The sequence below is a fragment of the Candidatus Brocadia sp. genome (assembly GCA_021646415.1).
In the GTDB taxonomy this organism is placed as follows: domain Bacteria; phylum Planctomycetota; class Brocadiia; order Brocadiales; family Brocadiaceae; genus Brocadia.
This window is the reverse complement of sequence record SOEU01000005.1, coordinates 28,198-43,308: the sequence shown is the minus strand read 5'-3', so window position 1 is coordinate 43,308 and position 15,111 is coordinate 28,198. Positions and strand designations below refer to the sequence as shown.

12 protein-coding genes are annotated in these 15,111 nt (G+C 42.7%); 9 read left to right on the top strand and 3 right to left on the bottom strand.

Features of this window, described 5'->3' with window-relative positions:
* The first annotated feature begins 1 nt into the window (after position 1).
* From E3K36_05795 to E3K36_05775, 5 genes are all read left to right on the top strand, one after another.
* On the top strand, positions 2–1,651 hold the full coding sequence (locus E3K36_05795; GenBank protein MCF6154758.1) for an LptF/LptG family permease: 1,650 nt from the start codon (positions 2–4) through the stop codon (positions 1,649–1,651).
* A 95-nt stretch (positions 1,652–1,746) separates the two neighbouring features.
* The gene (locus tag E3K36_05790; GenBank protein MCF6154757.1) at positions 1,747–2,628 is read left to right on the top strand and encodes a rhomboid family intramembrane serine protease; all 882 of its coding nucleotides are present in this window, start codon (positions 1,747–1,749) and stop codon (positions 2,626–2,628) included.
* A 28-nt stretch (positions 2,629–2,656) separates the two neighbouring features.
* A complete protein-coding gene (locus E3K36_05785) occupies positions 2,657–3,454 on the top strand; it encodes a 4-hydroxy-tetrahydrodipicolinate reductase (protein MCF6154756.1) in 798 nt (265 codons plus the stop codon).
* A 124-nt stretch (positions 3,455–3,578) separates the two neighbouring features.
* Entirely contained in the window at positions 3,579–6,188 is a 2,610-nt protein-coding gene (gene clpB / locus E3K36_05780) for an ATP-dependent chaperone ClpB (protein MCF6154755.1), read from the top strand.
* Between the two features lie 121 nt (positions 6,189–6,309).
* A complete protein-coding gene (locus tag E3K36_05775) occupies positions 6,310–6,792 on the top strand; it encodes a TlpA family protein disulfide reductase (GenBank protein MCF6154754.1) in 483 nt (160 codons plus the stop codon).
* Between the two features lie 218 nt (positions 6,793–7,010).
* Here E3K36_05775 and E3K36_05770 read toward each other — a convergent pair whose 3' ends face one another.
* The 3 genes from E3K36_05770 to E3K36_05760 are packed head-to-tail and all read right to left on the bottom strand — an operon-like array spanning position 7,011 to position 9,199.
* Positions 7,011–8,108, bottom strand: a complete 1,098-nt coding sequence (locus E3K36_05770) for an aminotransferase class I/II-fold pyridoxal phosphate-dependent enzyme (protein MCF6154753.1) — start codon at positions 8,106–8,108, stop codon at positions 7,011–7,013.
* Positions 8,108–8,374 (bottom strand): small basic protein, encoded by a 267-nt coding sequence (locus tag E3K36_05765; protein ID MCF6154752.1) that lies wholly within the window; start codon positions 8,372–8,374, stop codon positions 8,108–8,110. The genes E3K36_05770 and E3K36_05765 overlap by 1 nt, the downstream gene beginning before the upstream one ends.
* A 15-nt stretch (positions 8,375–8,389) precedes the next feature.
* Positions 8,390–9,199: a hypothetical protein gene (locus E3K36_05760; GenBank protein MCF6154751.1), complete on the bottom strand. Its 810-nt coding sequence runs from the start codon at positions 9,197–9,199 to the stop codon at positions 8,390–8,392.
* A gap of 249 nt (positions 9,200–9,448) precedes the next feature.
* Between E3K36_05760 and ligA the strand changes: the two genes are divergently transcribed.
* The 4 genes from ligA to E3K36_05740 are packed head-to-tail and all read left to right on the top strand — an operon-like array spanning position 9,449 to position 15,097.
* Complete coding sequence (gene ligA / locus E3K36_05755) at positions 9,449–11,467, top strand: NAD-dependent DNA ligase LigA (GenBank protein ID MCF6154750.1); 2,019 nt, start codon at positions 9,449–9,451, stop codon at positions 11,465–11,467.
* 59 nt (positions 11,468–11,526) lie between these two features.
* Positions 11,527–12,888: a TldD/PmbA family protein gene (locus tag E3K36_05750; protein MCF6154749.1), complete on the top strand. Its 1,362-nt coding sequence runs from the start codon at positions 11,527–11,529 to the stop codon at positions 12,886–12,888.
* Positions 12,889–13,938 carry a type IV pilus twitching motility protein PilT gene (locus E3K36_05745; protein ID MCF6154748.1) on the top strand — a complete coding sequence of 350 codons (1,050 nt, stop codon included), beginning with the start codon at positions 12,889–12,891 and terminating at the stop codon, positions 13,936–13,938.
* 52 nt (positions 13,939–13,990) lie between these two features.
* Complete coding sequence (locus tag E3K36_05740; protein MCF6154747.1) at positions 13,991–15,097, top strand: PilT/PilU family type 4a pilus ATPase; 1,107 nt, start codon at positions 13,991–13,993, stop codon at positions 15,095–15,097.
* The last annotated feature ends 14 nt before the right edge of the window (positions 15,098–15,111 follow it).

Genomic DNA, 15,111 nt, shown 5'->3' with positions numbered 1-15,111 from the left:
TATGAACAAATATTTTTTATTGAAAAAAATTTCGCGCACGAAAAAAATTCATAAAATGTCTAAAATTTTTGCTAATAAAATATTACGACGCTATCTTATGACAGAATGGTTCAGGATGTTTTTACCATCCTTAGCGTGTTTTGAGTTGTTGATCTTCCTGGGATTTTCTATTCAATTGTTACATAAAGGACTTGACATTATTACCCTACGGGTACTGATTCCTCATCTTTTTATTCAGGCGCTTCCTTATTCTATACCTTCGGCATTACTGACTGCTACGTCTATGACGTATGGACGCATGAGTGCTGATCATGAAATCATTGCCATCCAGGCAAGTGGCATCCATATATTGAGAATAATTACACCTGTTTTGGTAATTGGAGTTGTCTTTAGTTTAATAGCATTAGCCTTATCTGCCGAGATTTTGCCACGGTCTTCTTATAAAATAATATTGCTTCAGGAGCGCGCTATCAATAACATTCTGGCAGGGCGTTTGGCTACCTTTCAGAAAAAAATCGACCTGCATCCGTACCAAATTTATATCGGAAATATGGAAGGTGGTATAAATAAAGATATAGCAGTAATTGAGTATGCGAATGACTATGTGACGAATGTTATCCTTGCCGAAGAGGGGTCTATCAAAATGGATGAAGCGGAAAATAAGATACTTCTTACGTTGCACCGGGGGGAATTTCTTAAGCCGAATTATAAAAAGTTGGAGGAAATTCCTCGTGTGGGTGTGTTTAAGGAAACCACATTCGAAATTTCTCTGAACGAAAAGAAGCGAGAATCTTCTTCAAAGTATATGACGGTATTTCAACTCTGCAGATACAACAAGGAAATTAACAACGAATTGGCAAAAAATCCGAAAACACCATTGAACTCAGGAAAGAACAAAGATGCTTTGATAAAAGAACTTGCTGCCAATCGGGAGGAAGTCGGTAGTTTGTCACGGAAGCGTGAGAAACTTGCCACAGAATTGAAGCGTTCAAACGAAAACCTGGCACGTCAGGCATCAAAGATCGAAGGACTGGAGAACGAGAGCAAGATAGCAAAAAATTACATCCTTGTTGCTAATGAAAATTTGATTCAAGTGAAAAAAGAAAAGAAGGCGGGTACCTTAATGACTCAAGACAGAGATAAAAAAATCATGCAGATAAAGGAAACCATTGAGAGGGAAAGGCAAAGAATTTATAATATCGAACGAAAAATTGTTGCGGCCAGAGAGGTGCAGAGTGAAGAAACAAAAAAAATTACCTCTCTCTCTCAAGCTATTTCAGAGATAAACATCCGGCGCGATGCCTTGCTGAAAAATGTCGAAGCTATGGAGGGGGAATCAACTATTGCCGAAAAAGAGGAAATACGGCGTAAAAATGATATTTCCATACACAAGAGGCTTTCACAAGCACTCTCCTGTATACCTTTTGTCATAATTGGCATTCCACTCGGCATTATGCTGCGGAGCGGACACCTCATGATCGGGTTTGGTGCCAGCTTCATGGTGATCCTGTTTATCTACTACCCGCTGGTCGTAACGGGAATGGTGCTGGCAAAGGATACTTTCGTACCTGTGACACCTGCCATATGGGGTGCAAATATTATCCTTTTTATTGGTGGTATGTTTGTTTTCAGAAAACTGTTTATCAGATAAAGGCTTTACCATATTACGTTCTTGACTTTTAACGGAAAAGGATTAGTATAAATATACAAAATACTTTAAGTATTTCTTATGAGATGGTTTAATACATGCGCAACAATCGGCTCACTTTCGGAATAAATATCGGAAGCAAGTGGACACGCATAATCATGATTTTGATTATTGCCAATGTGAGCGTGTTTATGCTTCAGTTGTTATTTTCGACGGTGAGTATGCAGTGGTCGCAGCAGATGATGAACATCTTAAGTGATGAGCAGCTGGGGCACACAGCGGCGCTGCCATGGTATTATCCCGCTTCTGATAAATTTACAAAACTGTTCTGGCTTTATCCTCCCGACACTTTGGGACATTTGTGGCTGTGGCAGTTTTTCACATACATGTTCTTGCACAGCACAACAGACCCATGGCACTTGATATTTAATATGCTGGGTCTTTGGATGTTCGGAAGTGAGGTTGAACGGGTACTTGGTTCCAGGCGATTTTTAACCCTTTATTTTACAGCGGGAATTTTTGCCGGGATATGTTGTTGCGTATTTACTCCGTGGACTCCTATTCTTGGAGCTTCGGGGGCGATCTTTGCCATTGAAGTGGCCTTTGCCATGTATTTTCCCAACAGCACGGTTATTCTTTATTTCTTTCCCATGAAGGCGAAGTACCTGGTTATGATTTTTGCCGGTATTACGATATTTAACTGCATTCTTCCTAAAACTGGCAATATTGCACACTTTGCACATTTAGGCGGGCTTGTTTATGGTTTTTTATTTGTCCGGTACTCCTATCGGGTGGGGTTGTATCTCAAAAAGTGGCAGATACACCAGCATGAAAAAGAGTTGATGAAAGAACAGGAACTCCGTGCGAAGGTGGATGAAATCCTCGATAAGGTGAATCGTGAAGGTCTAAGGAACTTATCATGGAGGGAACGGAGTTTTCTCAAGAGTGCCAGTAAGAGGTATAAAAAGAATAAAGAATAATGCATAATAATTGCTTCTGGGGTAGACAATGATTAAAATTGCGATAAATGGTGCTTGCGGCAGGATGGGATCCAGGATCGCTGCACTTGCCATTGAAGATCCTGAATTGAAATTGGTAGCAGCCCTGGAAAGGCCGGGTCACCAGTCGCTTGGCAAGGATGTGGGTTTGGTTGCCGGGTGCGGAGAAACCGGTATCACAATAACAACGGCATTCAATGCACATGCAGACGTTTTAATTGATTTCTCATCACCTGAATCTGCCATAGCTATCGGCGAGATTTGCACAAGGAAAAATGTTGCCTTTGTTGTTGGTACAACAGGATTAAACTCACAACAACACGAAAAAATGCAGCACTTTTCCAGATTGATTCCATGCTTAGTATCTCCTAATATGAGTGTGGGAGTTAACGTTCTGTTTAACCTTGTTGCTCATGTGGCTAAGATGGTGGAAAAGGAATTTGATATTGAAATTATTGAAACCCATCACAGGTTTAAAAAAGATTCACCCAGTGGCACAGCCTTGCGAATCGCTGAAAAGGTATGTGAAGTAACAGGTCGAAAGATGGATGAGGATGTTATTTATGGCAGGAGCGGGATTAGCGGAGAGCGACCCATGAATCAGGTTGGTATACACGCGGTACGTAGCGGCGATGTCATAGGTGATCATACGGTTATTTTTGGTAGTTTGGGAGAACGGATAGAGATTACTCATAGGGCACACACCAGAGATACTTTTGTACGGGGCGCCATCCGTGCAGCGAAGTTTATAGCTAAAAAGCCTCCGGGGATGTACAGTATGTCAGACGTCCTGCAGATACAACCATAAATTGACCTTCAGTAACTTTTCCATTCCCCAAAGCATAAAAGCCACAAATGATTTATTTGGTGTTTTTGTGACATAAAATTTTATTTCACTATATGTTTGGAAATTGTAATTAAAAAAGAAAACTATGAGATTTGATAAATTTACCATCAAGGCACAAGAGGCTGTTCAGGAAGCCCAGGAATTAGCGGAATCCAAGAGGCAACAGCAAATCTTAGCCGTGCATTTATTGGAAGTCCTTTTAACTCAGGAGCAGGGCATAGTTATGCCGCTTCTGAAAAAATTAGGAATTAATACGGATGCCGTCCTCGATAAGACGATGTCGGCGGTTAACAAATTACCACAAGTAAGCGGGCCAGGAGTGCCAGGACAGGCCTATGTAAGTACAGAACTTCGGGATACTTTTAATCTTGCCTGGGAAGAAGCCAGCAAATTGAAGGATGAGTATGTAAGTACAGAACACCTGCTGTTGGCGCTGGCGGGGCAAAGGAACATAACTGCCGGTAGGATATTGCATGAAGCTGGTGTTACCAGAGAAAATATTTATGTGGCATTAAAAGAAATCAGGGGGGGCCAAAGGGTTACTGACCAGAATCCTGAAGAAAAATATCAAGCCCTTGAGCGTTACAGTAAAGACCTTGTCGAACTAGCGCGAAAGGGAAAGCTCGATCCTGTTATTGGACGGGATGATGAGATAAGGCGCGTGATACAGGTTTTATCTCGCAGGACGAAGAATAATCCTGTCTTGATTGGTGAACCCGGTGTGGGGAAAACGGCCATTGTAGAGGGTCTGGCCCAACGTATCGTTAATGGTGATATACCAGAGAGTCTGAAAAACAAGCGGGTGATGTCTTTAGATATGGGTGCCCTGATTGCAGGTACAAAATACCGGGGCGAGTTTGAAGATCGTCTTAAGGCTGTGCTTAAGGAAGTAAGCGAAAAAGAAGGCCAGATTATCCTCTTTATCGATGAGTTACATACGGTTGTGGGGGCAGGTGCAGCCGAAGGTGCCGTGGATGCATCCAATCTGTTAAAACCAGCGCTTGCCCGTGGTGAGTTGCGCTGCGTGGGCGCCACTACCCTGGATGAATACCGAAAGCATATTGAAAAGGATGCCGCATTGGAAAGGCGGTTCCAGCCGGTATATGTTGGCGAGCCGTCCGTAGAGGATACCATTGCAATCCTGAGGGGATTGAAGGAACGGTATGAACTGCATCACGGGGTGCGTATTAAAGACTCTGCAATTGTCGCTGCGGCCACACTTTCCCAGCGGTACATCTCAGATCGATTTCTGCCTGACAAGGCCATTGACTTGATTGATGAGGCTGCTTCTAAGCTGAGAATTGAAATCGATAGTATGCCCGTTGAACTGGACGAGATTGAGCGGAAGATTATGCAACTGGAGATCGAAAAAGAGGCCCTGAAAAAAGAAAGGGATACCGCATCAAAACAGCGTATGGAGAAAATTGAGAAGCAGTTGTCAGATTTGCGGGAGGAATCGGGTGCCCTTCGCGCTCAATGGGAGAACGAGAAAAAGATTATTAAAGAAATACAGGAAATTAATGCCAGGATCGAGCAGTCTCGCATCGATGAACAGACAGCGCAAAGGGAAGGGAATTTGGGGAAAGTAGCTGAGATACGCTACGGACTTATCCGGGAATGTGAACAAAAATTGAAGCAAAAACACCATGAATTGCAAGAATTACAAAAGAACTCGTCGCTCCTTAATGAAGAGGTTGACGCGGACGATATTGCCACGGTTGTGTCCAAGTGGACCGGGATCCCTGTGACACGAATGCTGGAAGGTGAAAAGGAAAAACTCCTGAAAATGGAAGAACGGCTCAGAGAGAGGGTTGTTGGTCAGGAAGAGGCTATCAGAGCCGTTTCAAATGCGATCAGGCGTGCCCGTGCAGGACTTCAGGACCCTAACCGTCCTATAGGTACTTTTTTATTCCTTGGTCCTACCGGAGTAGGAAAAACAGAACTTTGCAAGGCCCTTGCTGCCTTTTTATTTGATAGTGAAAATGCCATGGTGCGTATCGATATGTCTGAGTTTATGGAACAACACTCAGTGGCACGGCTCATTGGAGCACCTCCTGGTTATGTAGGTTATGAGGAGGGCGGACGTCTTACCGAGGCAATTCGGAGAAGACCGTATTCCGTAATCCTGTTCGATGAGGTAGAAAAGGCACATCGGGATGTATTTAATATATTGCTTCAAGTCTTTGATGATGGGCGGTTGACGGATGGGCATGGCAGAACGGTGGATTTTAAAAATACCATTATCGTAATGACTTCAAATATTGCCAGCCAGTGGATACAGGATCTTACGGGTCCTGAGAATGAGGAGGAATTAAGAAGCCGGGTGAAACAGGCATTGAAAGAGGCCTTCAGACCAGAGTTTCTTAACCGTATCGACGAAACAATCATATTCCATGGTCTGTCAAAGGAAATGATTGGACAGATTGCTGAGATACAATTGAAAGAACTTCAAAGGCGTTTGGCTAAAAATAACTATCAAATAAAGGTCACCGACCGATTAAAGGAACGGCTGGTACAGGAGGGTTTTGATCCACACTTCGGAGCAAGACCTCTGAAGCGTACAATACAGCAAATGATTGAGAATCCGCTCTCTCTGGAGATATTGGAAGGTAAGTTTGCGGAGGGGACAGAGATTCGAGTGGATATGGAAAATGGAAAAGTGGTTTTTACCACTGGTGAATTGGTGGCTGTATAGGAATCAAATATTTGTTTACCACAGGAATAAACAAGATAGCATGAAAAAATAAAAGCCTACCGGAATGCTTTTGATTTGAATTTTTTATAAACTCTTACATATTACAGAATGGAGCAATGTTGTGAACAAGATAGTCAAATACACGTGGTTTACTTTTTTCTTTGCTGCGGTTCTCTCTCTCTCTCAGATAATTACTTACGGGGGGGATTCTGTTACAACGATAAAACTTGCAGAATTAAATGCCCTGCTTGACCGTAACAAAGGCAAGGTGGTGATTGTTGATTTGTGGGCAACGTGGTGTCCACCGTGCAGAAAAGAGATACCCGGTTTCGTAAATCTCTACAATAAATATAAGGGAAAAATAGAGATTATTGGTATTGCCTTTGATGAAAATGGGCAAGACGTAGTTCCGCCGTTTATAAAAAAAATGGGCATTAATTATCCCGTTTATCTTGGAGGAGGAGATATTGCCGAGTCACATGATCTCCGGGCATATCCAACGACTGTTGTTTACGGTAAAGATGGAAAAGTGGCCAATACGCATATTGGCTATGTATCTGAAAAGGAATTTGATGACGAAATCAGTATATTGGTGAAGAATTAGCGAACTACCTGGTCATGCGACTTTGAATTCTGAAAGAAACGAAGATTCTACGCATTTTCTATCTTTCATCTAGTGCACAATGTGCCATGCCACACTTGTGACACGACACACATCTGTGTCGTGTCACATTTTTCTTGTTTTCATCTCAATAGATCATCTCATTCTTAATTAATTCATCGAGCGCATTTATAAAGATATTTGCATAATTAATTTTGGCGTTATTGTTTGGTGAGATTATTGAGGATGTCTATGCCTTGTTTGAGGGTTTCTTCTGAGGCAGCGTAAGAGATACGGAAGTGAGTATGGCGTTCGGAAAAGACACTGCCGGGTATAATGAGAAGGTTCTTTTGGATAGCGGTTGTAACGAATTCTTCATCTGTACCCCATGGAACCTGCGGAAAAAGATAAAAGGCACCGCCGGGTCTTATCATGTTGTAATTGTCCTTTAGCCCATCATACATCAAGTCTCTTTTCTTTTTGTAGCTTGCGATGTAGTTGCTCAGGTCTGTGTCTAAAGATTTTGCCACGGCATACTGGGCTGGAGAAGGTGCACATACGAACGTGTACTGTTGCAGTTTGATCATCTCGCTGATTATATTGGCAGGTCCTGCCGCATAGCCCATTCGCCAGCCTGTCATGGCGAAGGATTTGGAAAAGCCGTCCAGGATTAACGTCTTTTCATAATACCTCCCGATACTGTCAAACTCGTGATTGTAATCATAGTCATGATATATTTCATCAGAAATCACGACAAGGTTGTGCTTTCTTGCCAGTTCAGCAATCTCTTTAAGTTCCTGACTGGTACACAGGGCACCCGTAGGGTTTGCAGGGCTGTTGATAATCAATGTTGTTGTTTTTTTTGTAATGTGGGGTTGGATGCGTGCAGCCGTCAATTTAAAGTCTGGATACGTATCAATAAATACAGGTTTGCCCCCGCAGAAATTGACCAAATGTTTATAACTCACAAAGGCAGGATCAGGTATGAGTACCTCATCTTCGGGATTGACAAGAACCATAAAAGCGAGTGTCAATGCCCCGGAGACACCTGAGGTGATCATGATACTTTCGGCATTTACCCCGCGTTCTTTCTGAAGTCGTTTGAGCAAACCATTCCGAAGTTCAGGTATACCTTGCGTGACAGTATACTTATTGGTACCATCTTTAATAGCTTTAATTGCTTCATTTTTAATCTCTTCAGGAACATCAAAATCCGGTTGGCCTATACTCAGGTTCACCGGATTTCGCATTTTTTGTGCCAGATCAAAGACCTTTCTGATTCCTGAGGAGTCGATTTTCGACATCCTATGGGCGATCATTATTTCTTGGTCTTTTCCTTGCCAGCAGGTGCGCCGGCTTCTGATGGTGCTCCTGCCGTCGGGGCCGCTTCTGCTTTCGCTTCCTTTTTCTCTGACTTCGTCTTTCGTTTCAACTTAATGGTTTTTACCTTGGGAATGCCGAAGACCGACATCGTTGGCTCCCATTTTCCCTCTCCCCTAAGTATTTTAATGCGTTCCGTCCTTGTAAATACATTTCTTGGTCTTACCAATTTACCCTTTGCTTTCAAACTTTTATCAACACTCATGTTTCCTCCTAAATTTTATCTCATACGTATAGGATAACATCCTTCAAACTGTTTTCTGTTTTCATATTTAAATTCAGCAAGCGTTTTTTGTGCATTTATCAAATCTGCATTATTATTTGTTTCAAATTCTCCCACGCAAATAAAAATTTCCTTACCGGTATTTACAATGAATGTGTCATAACCTAATGTATTCTGAATTGTTTTGGCTGTCTCTTTTGCCTTTTCAACATTATCTTTGGTATTTTTATATGATATTACGCGTAATGTCCATTTATCTTTAATAATTGGCTTTTGTTGTTCAATTTGTTTCTCCGATTTGCTTGCAGCCTTTTGTGGGGGAACCTCTTCTGGCTCTGTCGGCCCAAAAGTAGTCTTTTTGGTGTCTTGTGGTTCTATCGTTTCTAACCATTCTTCAGTATGACTCGTTATACCCTTATTGTATCCAACTTTGTGTCCAATAAAAAAACATGCAATGGATAAGAAAGTTGCTGCTATCGCACCAATAATAAGTGTTTCTTGCCTGAGCACCACCTCATCTTTTCTTAAACCTCGTTCATTTTTCGAAGGAGCAGAAATGAGCGGGGATTCCCTTGGTTTTTCTTTTACAAGAGGATTTTCTGCGGTTGTTTTCTTGATCCATCCCAGGGGGTCTGCTGTTGGCATTGGTTTGCTAACCGACGTCTCCTCAGATATGGGAAGCTTGTATTGAGGACTTATCTCCGGGGTCTCCGTTTGAGATTTTATTTCATCCTTTTGGGTATCCTGTACCTTTGGTGGTGGTTTAAATAGCTCGAAAAACTCCCTTGAATCACTTCCTTTTGTCATAAATTTTCCGCTCCATGCGAGGATAATTTATTGAATTCATAAGAATTTATTATAATGGGAGTTATACCAATAATCCATTTTGTTGAATTTTATAACAGATATATGATAAAGTCAAGCGATTTGTATCTTTAAAACATAACACTTTGACAGCCGTTTAAATTGTGATATACTGAATCCATTTTAATTCTTAAAATCCTCATCAAAGGCAGTATGACGGATAATTTGGGTCGAGGCTATACTGCTCTCACTATGACATTAACCATTAAAGAGAAGATTGAACAGCTTCGTGAAATAATACGATACCACGACAGAAAGTATTATGTAGAGAATAATCCCGAGATTACCGACTATGAATATGACCAACTCATAAAGCAATTGCAACAGCTTGAAAAGGCACATCCAGAGTTTATTACGCCAGATTCACCTACTCAGCGAGTTGGGGGAGAACCCCTTACCCAATTCCCCACTGTAGGGCATAAGATCCCTATGCTGAGTATCGATAACACATACTCAGAAAAAGAGTTAAGGGAATTTGACCAGCGCATAAAACGTATGGCAGGAATCGATACTCATAGGGATATTGAATATGTTGTCGAATTGAAGATTGATGGGGTCGCTGTTACTCTCTGGTATGAAAAAGGCTTGTTTGTGCGAGGGGCTACAAGGGGGGATGGTTTTAAGGGCGATGATGTAACTGCAAACCTCAGAACAATTCGTCAGATTCCTTTGAAATTAGAGCCCGCAGATAAAAAACAAAAGATTCCATCTGTCCTGGAAATCAGGGGAGAAACCTACCTGTCGAATAAAGAATTTCAGAGACTCAATGAAGAAAGGGAAGAAGAGGGTGAACCTCAGTTTGCCAACCCCAGGAATGCTGCTGCGGGTTCACTCAAGCTGCTTGACCCACGTATTACCGCAAAAAGGAACCTACGCATCTTTACCTATGCAATGGGGTATTATGAGGAGCTTGAGCTGAAGACCCATATCCAATGCCTTGAGCTTCTTCGAGTTTTTGGCTTACCGGTAAATCCTCATACCCGGCTGTGCGAGAACATTGAGGCGGTGATTCAATATTGTAATGAATGGGACAAACGCCGCAGGGAACTGGATTACATGGTTGACGGGATGGTAATAAAGATTAATTTGCTTGCCCTTCATAGTCAATTGGGGTCTACGAGCAAGGCGCCTCGCTGGGTGATCTCGTATAAATATCAACCTGAACAGGCCATTACAAAGATTGAAGATATTGCCGTGCAGGTAGGAAAGACCGGTACCATAACACCTGTTGCCAATCTCACTCCGGTATTGCTCTCCGGCACTACCGTTAGCCGTGCAACGCTCCATAATTTCGATGAAATACAAAGGAAGGACATACGGGTGGGGGACCATGTTATAGTTCAAAAGGCAGGTGAGATTATTCCACAAGTCGTATCGGTCTTAAAAGAAAAACGGGACGGGAAAGAAAGAATCTTTCAAGAACCCACGATTTGTCCGGAATGCAAAAGCACCGTAGTCAGAGATGGTGTCTACTTGCGCTGCCATAATCCGCTTTGCATGTCACAGGCGAAAAGACGCATCCGGTATTTTGCCAGTCGGGATGCCATGGATATAGAAGGATTAGGTCCAGCGCTTATTGAACAATTGGTTGACAGGGGTTTACTAAAAGATTATGCTGACATTTACTATCTTAAGTATGACGATCTGGTAAATCTGGAGCGTATGGGTGAAAAGTCTTCTTCAAACCTGATCCGTGCCATAGAAGAGGGTAAACATCGGGATTTAGATCGCCTGATCTGTGCCATGGGAATAGGAAATGTAGGTTCCCATACAGCAGAAGTTCTGGCGAATCACTTTGATACTTTAGATAAATTGGCAAATGCGACACAGGGAGAACTGGAAGAGATTTACGAAATTGGACCGGTTGTTGCCCGGAGCATTGTTGAGTTTTTTCAAAACGAATACACACAGGAAATTATCAAAAAGCTTAAAGCTGCCGGGGTTAATACCAAAAAAACAACAACTTCAAAACTCGAAAAAAACCCTAAGGTTTTCGGTAAATCTTATGTCATTACGGGTACGTTACAAAAATATTCTCGCAAAGAAGCAGAAACGCTTATTAAGAACCTGGGCGGGAGGGTACTAGCCAGTGTGAGCAAAAAGACCGATTATCTTGTTGCGGGTGAAGATCCAGGTTCCAAGCTAGACAAGGCCAGAGAATTGAACGTGCATATCCTTGACGAAGAGGCCTTTGAAAAAATGATAAAATGAACACATGAAACAAGTGGTTGTTTCTAGAACTTGATTCAAATTTCAAAGGAATAATCCAAATGGAAAAATTAATAAAAAATGCTCTAAAATCAGCAAAAGCTGATTATGCAGAAATAAGAATACAGGAAGGCGTCAGTACCGGTATTACTTACGTGGGGAAAGAACTTGAGAGTATTGGTGAAAATAATACCTTCGGTGGATGTGTAAGGGCATTGTTTAAAGGTGGCTGGGGATTTGTTGCATTTAATGACATTGCGAATCTTCCTAGATACATAGAAATGGCCTGTGAGCAGGCTCGGTTCGTCGGTACAGAGGAGAGTCAGCTTACCACGGTACCCGTAATAAATGACAAGGTAAAAACAAAAGTAGAAATAGATCCGGCTGATATCTCTTTAACGGACAAGCAGGCTATTTGTAATAAATACAACAACATGATCCTTTCTGCGAGGCAGATACAGACCTCAAATGTACGTTACGTAGATTCCCATGGGACAGTATATTTTGCCAACACGGAAGGTAGTTTTATTGTGCAGGAGACTATTTTTTGTGGAATTTCACTCCTCGCCATGGCAAGAGACGGGATGAATGTCCAGCAAGCCTATCATTCTGCGGGTGATTTACGGGGTTTCAGCAATGTTCAGAATATGGAGTACAAATGCGAAGAAGTAACGAAACGTGCGGTTGACCTGCTCTCAGCAAAGCCGGTAACGGGGGGTAAATATACCGTTATCGTTGATCCAAAACTTTGCGGTGTCTTTGTCCATGAGGCCTTCGGACATCTCAGCGAGGCCGATTTTATTTATGAAAACAAAAAATTGCGGGAAATCATGGTTCTTGGGAAACGCTTTGGGATAGATGCTCTTTCCATTGTAGACGATGGCTCTTTGGTTGGAGAGGCAGGATATAATAAATATGATAGTGAGGGCGTCCCGACACAAAAAACCTATCTCATAAAAAACGGTATTTTAACAAGCAGGCTCCATTCGAGGGAAACGGCTGCCAAGATGGAGGAGAAACCAACAGGCAATGCACGGGCTATAGGGTATGCCCATGCTCCCATCGTACGCATGACCAATACCTATATGGAACCCCGTGATTACACTTTTCAGAAAATGCTCTCAGAAGTTGACAACGGCATTTATGCCATTGGCGCCCTGGGCGGACAGACCAACATGGAAATGTTTACTTTTAGCGCCGAAGAGGCTTACATGATACGAAACGGAAAGATACAGGAAAAGATACGGGATGTTGTTCTTACGGGAAATGTGTTTGAGACGCTTATGAATATCGATGCCATCGGAAATGATCTTCAGATACATGGAGGTCTGGGAGGATGTGGCAAGGGTGGGCAATCACCGCTGCGTGTTAGTGACGGCGGTCCGCATGTCCGAATACGAAATGTCGTTATTGGGGGAAGATAAATGGAAATCTTAGAACTTCTTGCGTTCGCTAAAAAAGAAAATGCCTCGGATATCCATATAAGTTCCGGGGAACCTCCCATGATCCGCATTCATGGTGATATCAGGAAGATTGACGTTCCGCCGTTGAATAAGGAAGAAGTGCATAAGATACTTTATGATATTCTCAACGATCAGCAACGGAAAACGTACGAGGAACATCACGAGTTGGATTTTGCCATTGCATTGGGTGATGCCGGGCGGTTTAGGGTAAATGCATTCCTGCAAAGCAGGGGTGAGTCTGTCGTATTCAGGACGATACCAACGGCCATTCCAACCCTGGAACAGCTTAATATGCCAAAGATTGTAGGCGAGCTAACGAAAAAAAATAAGGGACTTATACTTGTGACGGGCCCTACGGGATGTGGCAAATCAACTACACTGGCTGCGATGGTTGACCTTATCAACCGTGAAGAAAAATGTCATATCCTTACGATTGAGGATCCCATTGAATTTGTACATCAGTCTAAAAATAGCCTTATTAACCAAAGGGAGTTAGGGCCGCATACCCACAGTTTTGCTAACGCCTTGAGGTCGGCCTTGCGTGAGGACCCTGATGTTATCCTTGTGGGTGAAATGAGGGACCTGGAAACCATTTCTCTGGCGCTTACTGCAGCCGAGACAGGTCACCTGGTTTTCGGTACGTTACATACATCCAGCGCACCCAAGACTGTTGACAGGGTGATTGACGTGTTTCCACCAGAACAACAGGCACAAGTGCGCACGATGTTTTCTGAATCTATTCAAGCCGTACTTACTCAGCAACTCATAAAGCGAAAAGACGGGAAAGGGCGTGTTGCGGCACTGGAGATCATGATTGGTACTTCGGCAGTAAGAAATCTCATCAGGGAAAACAAGATTGCGCAGATTCCATCATCACTGCAAACAGGCAGGCAATATGGTATGCAGACCATGGATCAGGCCATGGTCGAACTCTGCCAGAAGGATTTGGTTGCCAGAGAGGCAATCGAAGGTCTGGTGAGCAGTCCAACTGTTTTGAGCGGTCTTAAATAAAGTAAAGATGCAATAGATTTTTTAAAGGAATGGTGAAAAAAGGCAATAATTTATGGAAATAAAAGAACTTTTGCAAGAAATGGTTCGGGCGGATGCCTCGGATGTTTATATTACCGTGGATCTTCCTCCCATGTATCGCAGAGAGGGTACTAACTTCCCTTTTGGCGCAAAGAAGCTAACCGCCGAAGATACTCGTGTGCTTGCGGAAAAGTGCATGAATGAGAAGCAGAGAAAAGATTTTTATGAAAAGATGGAAATGAACCTTGCCCTGTATTATCCGGAACTGGGTCGTTTTCGTGTAAATATCTTCTTCCAGCAAAGGAATATCGGCATTGTTATCCGACAGATAAAAATCAATATCCAAACCATCGATGACTTAGTCCTTCCTCAGATTTTTAAGGATATAGCGATGACAAAAAGAGGGTTGGTGCTCGTCGTAGGCGCAACAGGTTCCGGGAAATCAACCACCCTGGCGGCAATGATTGATTACAGAAACACCAATAACTCAGGGCATATCATTACGGTAGAAGATCCCGTTGAGTTTGTGCACCGGCACAAGAAATCCGTTATTACACAAAGGGAGGTTGGCATAGACACGTTGTCGTTTGGTGATGCGCTGAAAAATACCCTGCGCCAGGCCCCCGATGTCATCCTCGTTGGTGAAATCCGTGATACGGAAACTATGGAATCGGCCATCACGTTTGCTGAGACAGGACATCTCTGCCTGGGAACGCTCCATGCCAACAATGCTAATCAGGCAATAGAGCGAGTCATAAATTTTTTTCCCCCGGAACGCCACGAACAGATCTATTTGCTGCTTTCGCTTAACCTGCGTGCTGTTGTTTCCCAAAGGTTGGTACCGGCGAAAGGCGGGAAACGAGTTGCATCTTTCGAAATATTGCTGGATACACCCAGGGTCAAAGATCTTATATTTAAGAAACAGGTTGAATTGTTAAAAGAAACGATGTCAAGGGGAACGCAGGAAGGCATGTTAACCTTTGATCAATCATTGTTCACCCTTTACAAAGAAGGCAAGATTAACTACGAAAATGCCATTGCATATGCTGATAGCGCCAATGATCTGCGTTTGCGTATAAAGGCAGAGGGAATATGCGAAGGGAAAGAAGATAAAACTACAAGTTTTAAATTAATGCAGTGAATATGAGGTTAAAT

What these genes read in the sequence shown, in the direction of transcription:
- E3K36_05795 (MCF6154758.1), top strand. Translation starts at nt 2, where the DNA reads ATGAACAAATATTTTTTATTGAAAAAAATTTCGCGCACGAAAAAAATT.
- E3K36_05790 (MCF6154757.1), top strand. Translation starts at nt 1,747, where the DNA reads ATGCGCAACAATCGGCTCACTTTCGGAATAAATATCGGAAGCAAGTGG.
- E3K36_05785 (MCF6154756.1), top strand. Translation starts at nt 2,657, where the DNA reads ATGATTAAAATTGCGATAAATGGTGCTTGCGGCAGGATGGGATCCAGG.
- clpB (MCF6154755.1), top strand. Translation starts at nt 3,579, where the DNA reads ATGAGATTTGATAAATTTACCATCAAGGCACAAGAGGCTGTTCAGGAA.
- E3K36_05770 (MCF6154753.1), bottom strand. Translation starts at nt 8,108, where the DNA reads ATGATCGCCCATAGGATGTCGAAAATCGACTCCTCAGGAATCAGAAAG.
- E3K36_05765 (MCF6154752.1), bottom strand. Translation starts at nt 8,374, where the DNA reads ATGAGTGTTGATAAAAGTTTGAAAGCAAAGGGTAAATTGGTAAGACCA.
- E3K36_05760 (MCF6154751.1), bottom strand. Translation starts at nt 9,199, where the DNA reads ATGACAAAAGGAAGTGATTCAAGGGAGTTTTTCGAGCTATTTAAACCA.
- ligA (MCF6154750.1), top strand. Translation starts at nt 9,449, where the DNA reads ATGACATTAACCATTAAAGAGAAGATTGAACAGCTTCGTGAAATAATA.
- E3K36_05750 (MCF6154749.1), top strand. Translation starts at nt 11,527, where the DNA reads ATGGAAAAATTAATAAAAAATGCTCTAAAATCAGCAAAAGCTGATTAT.
- E3K36_05745 (MCF6154748.1), top strand. Translation starts at nt 12,889, where the DNA reads ATGGAAATCTTAGAACTTCTTGCGTTCGCTAAAAAAGAAAATGCCTCG.
- E3K36_05740 (MCF6154747.1), top strand. Translation starts at nt 13,991, where the DNA reads ATGGAAATAAAAGAACTTTTGCAAGAAATGGTTCGGGCGGATGCCTCG.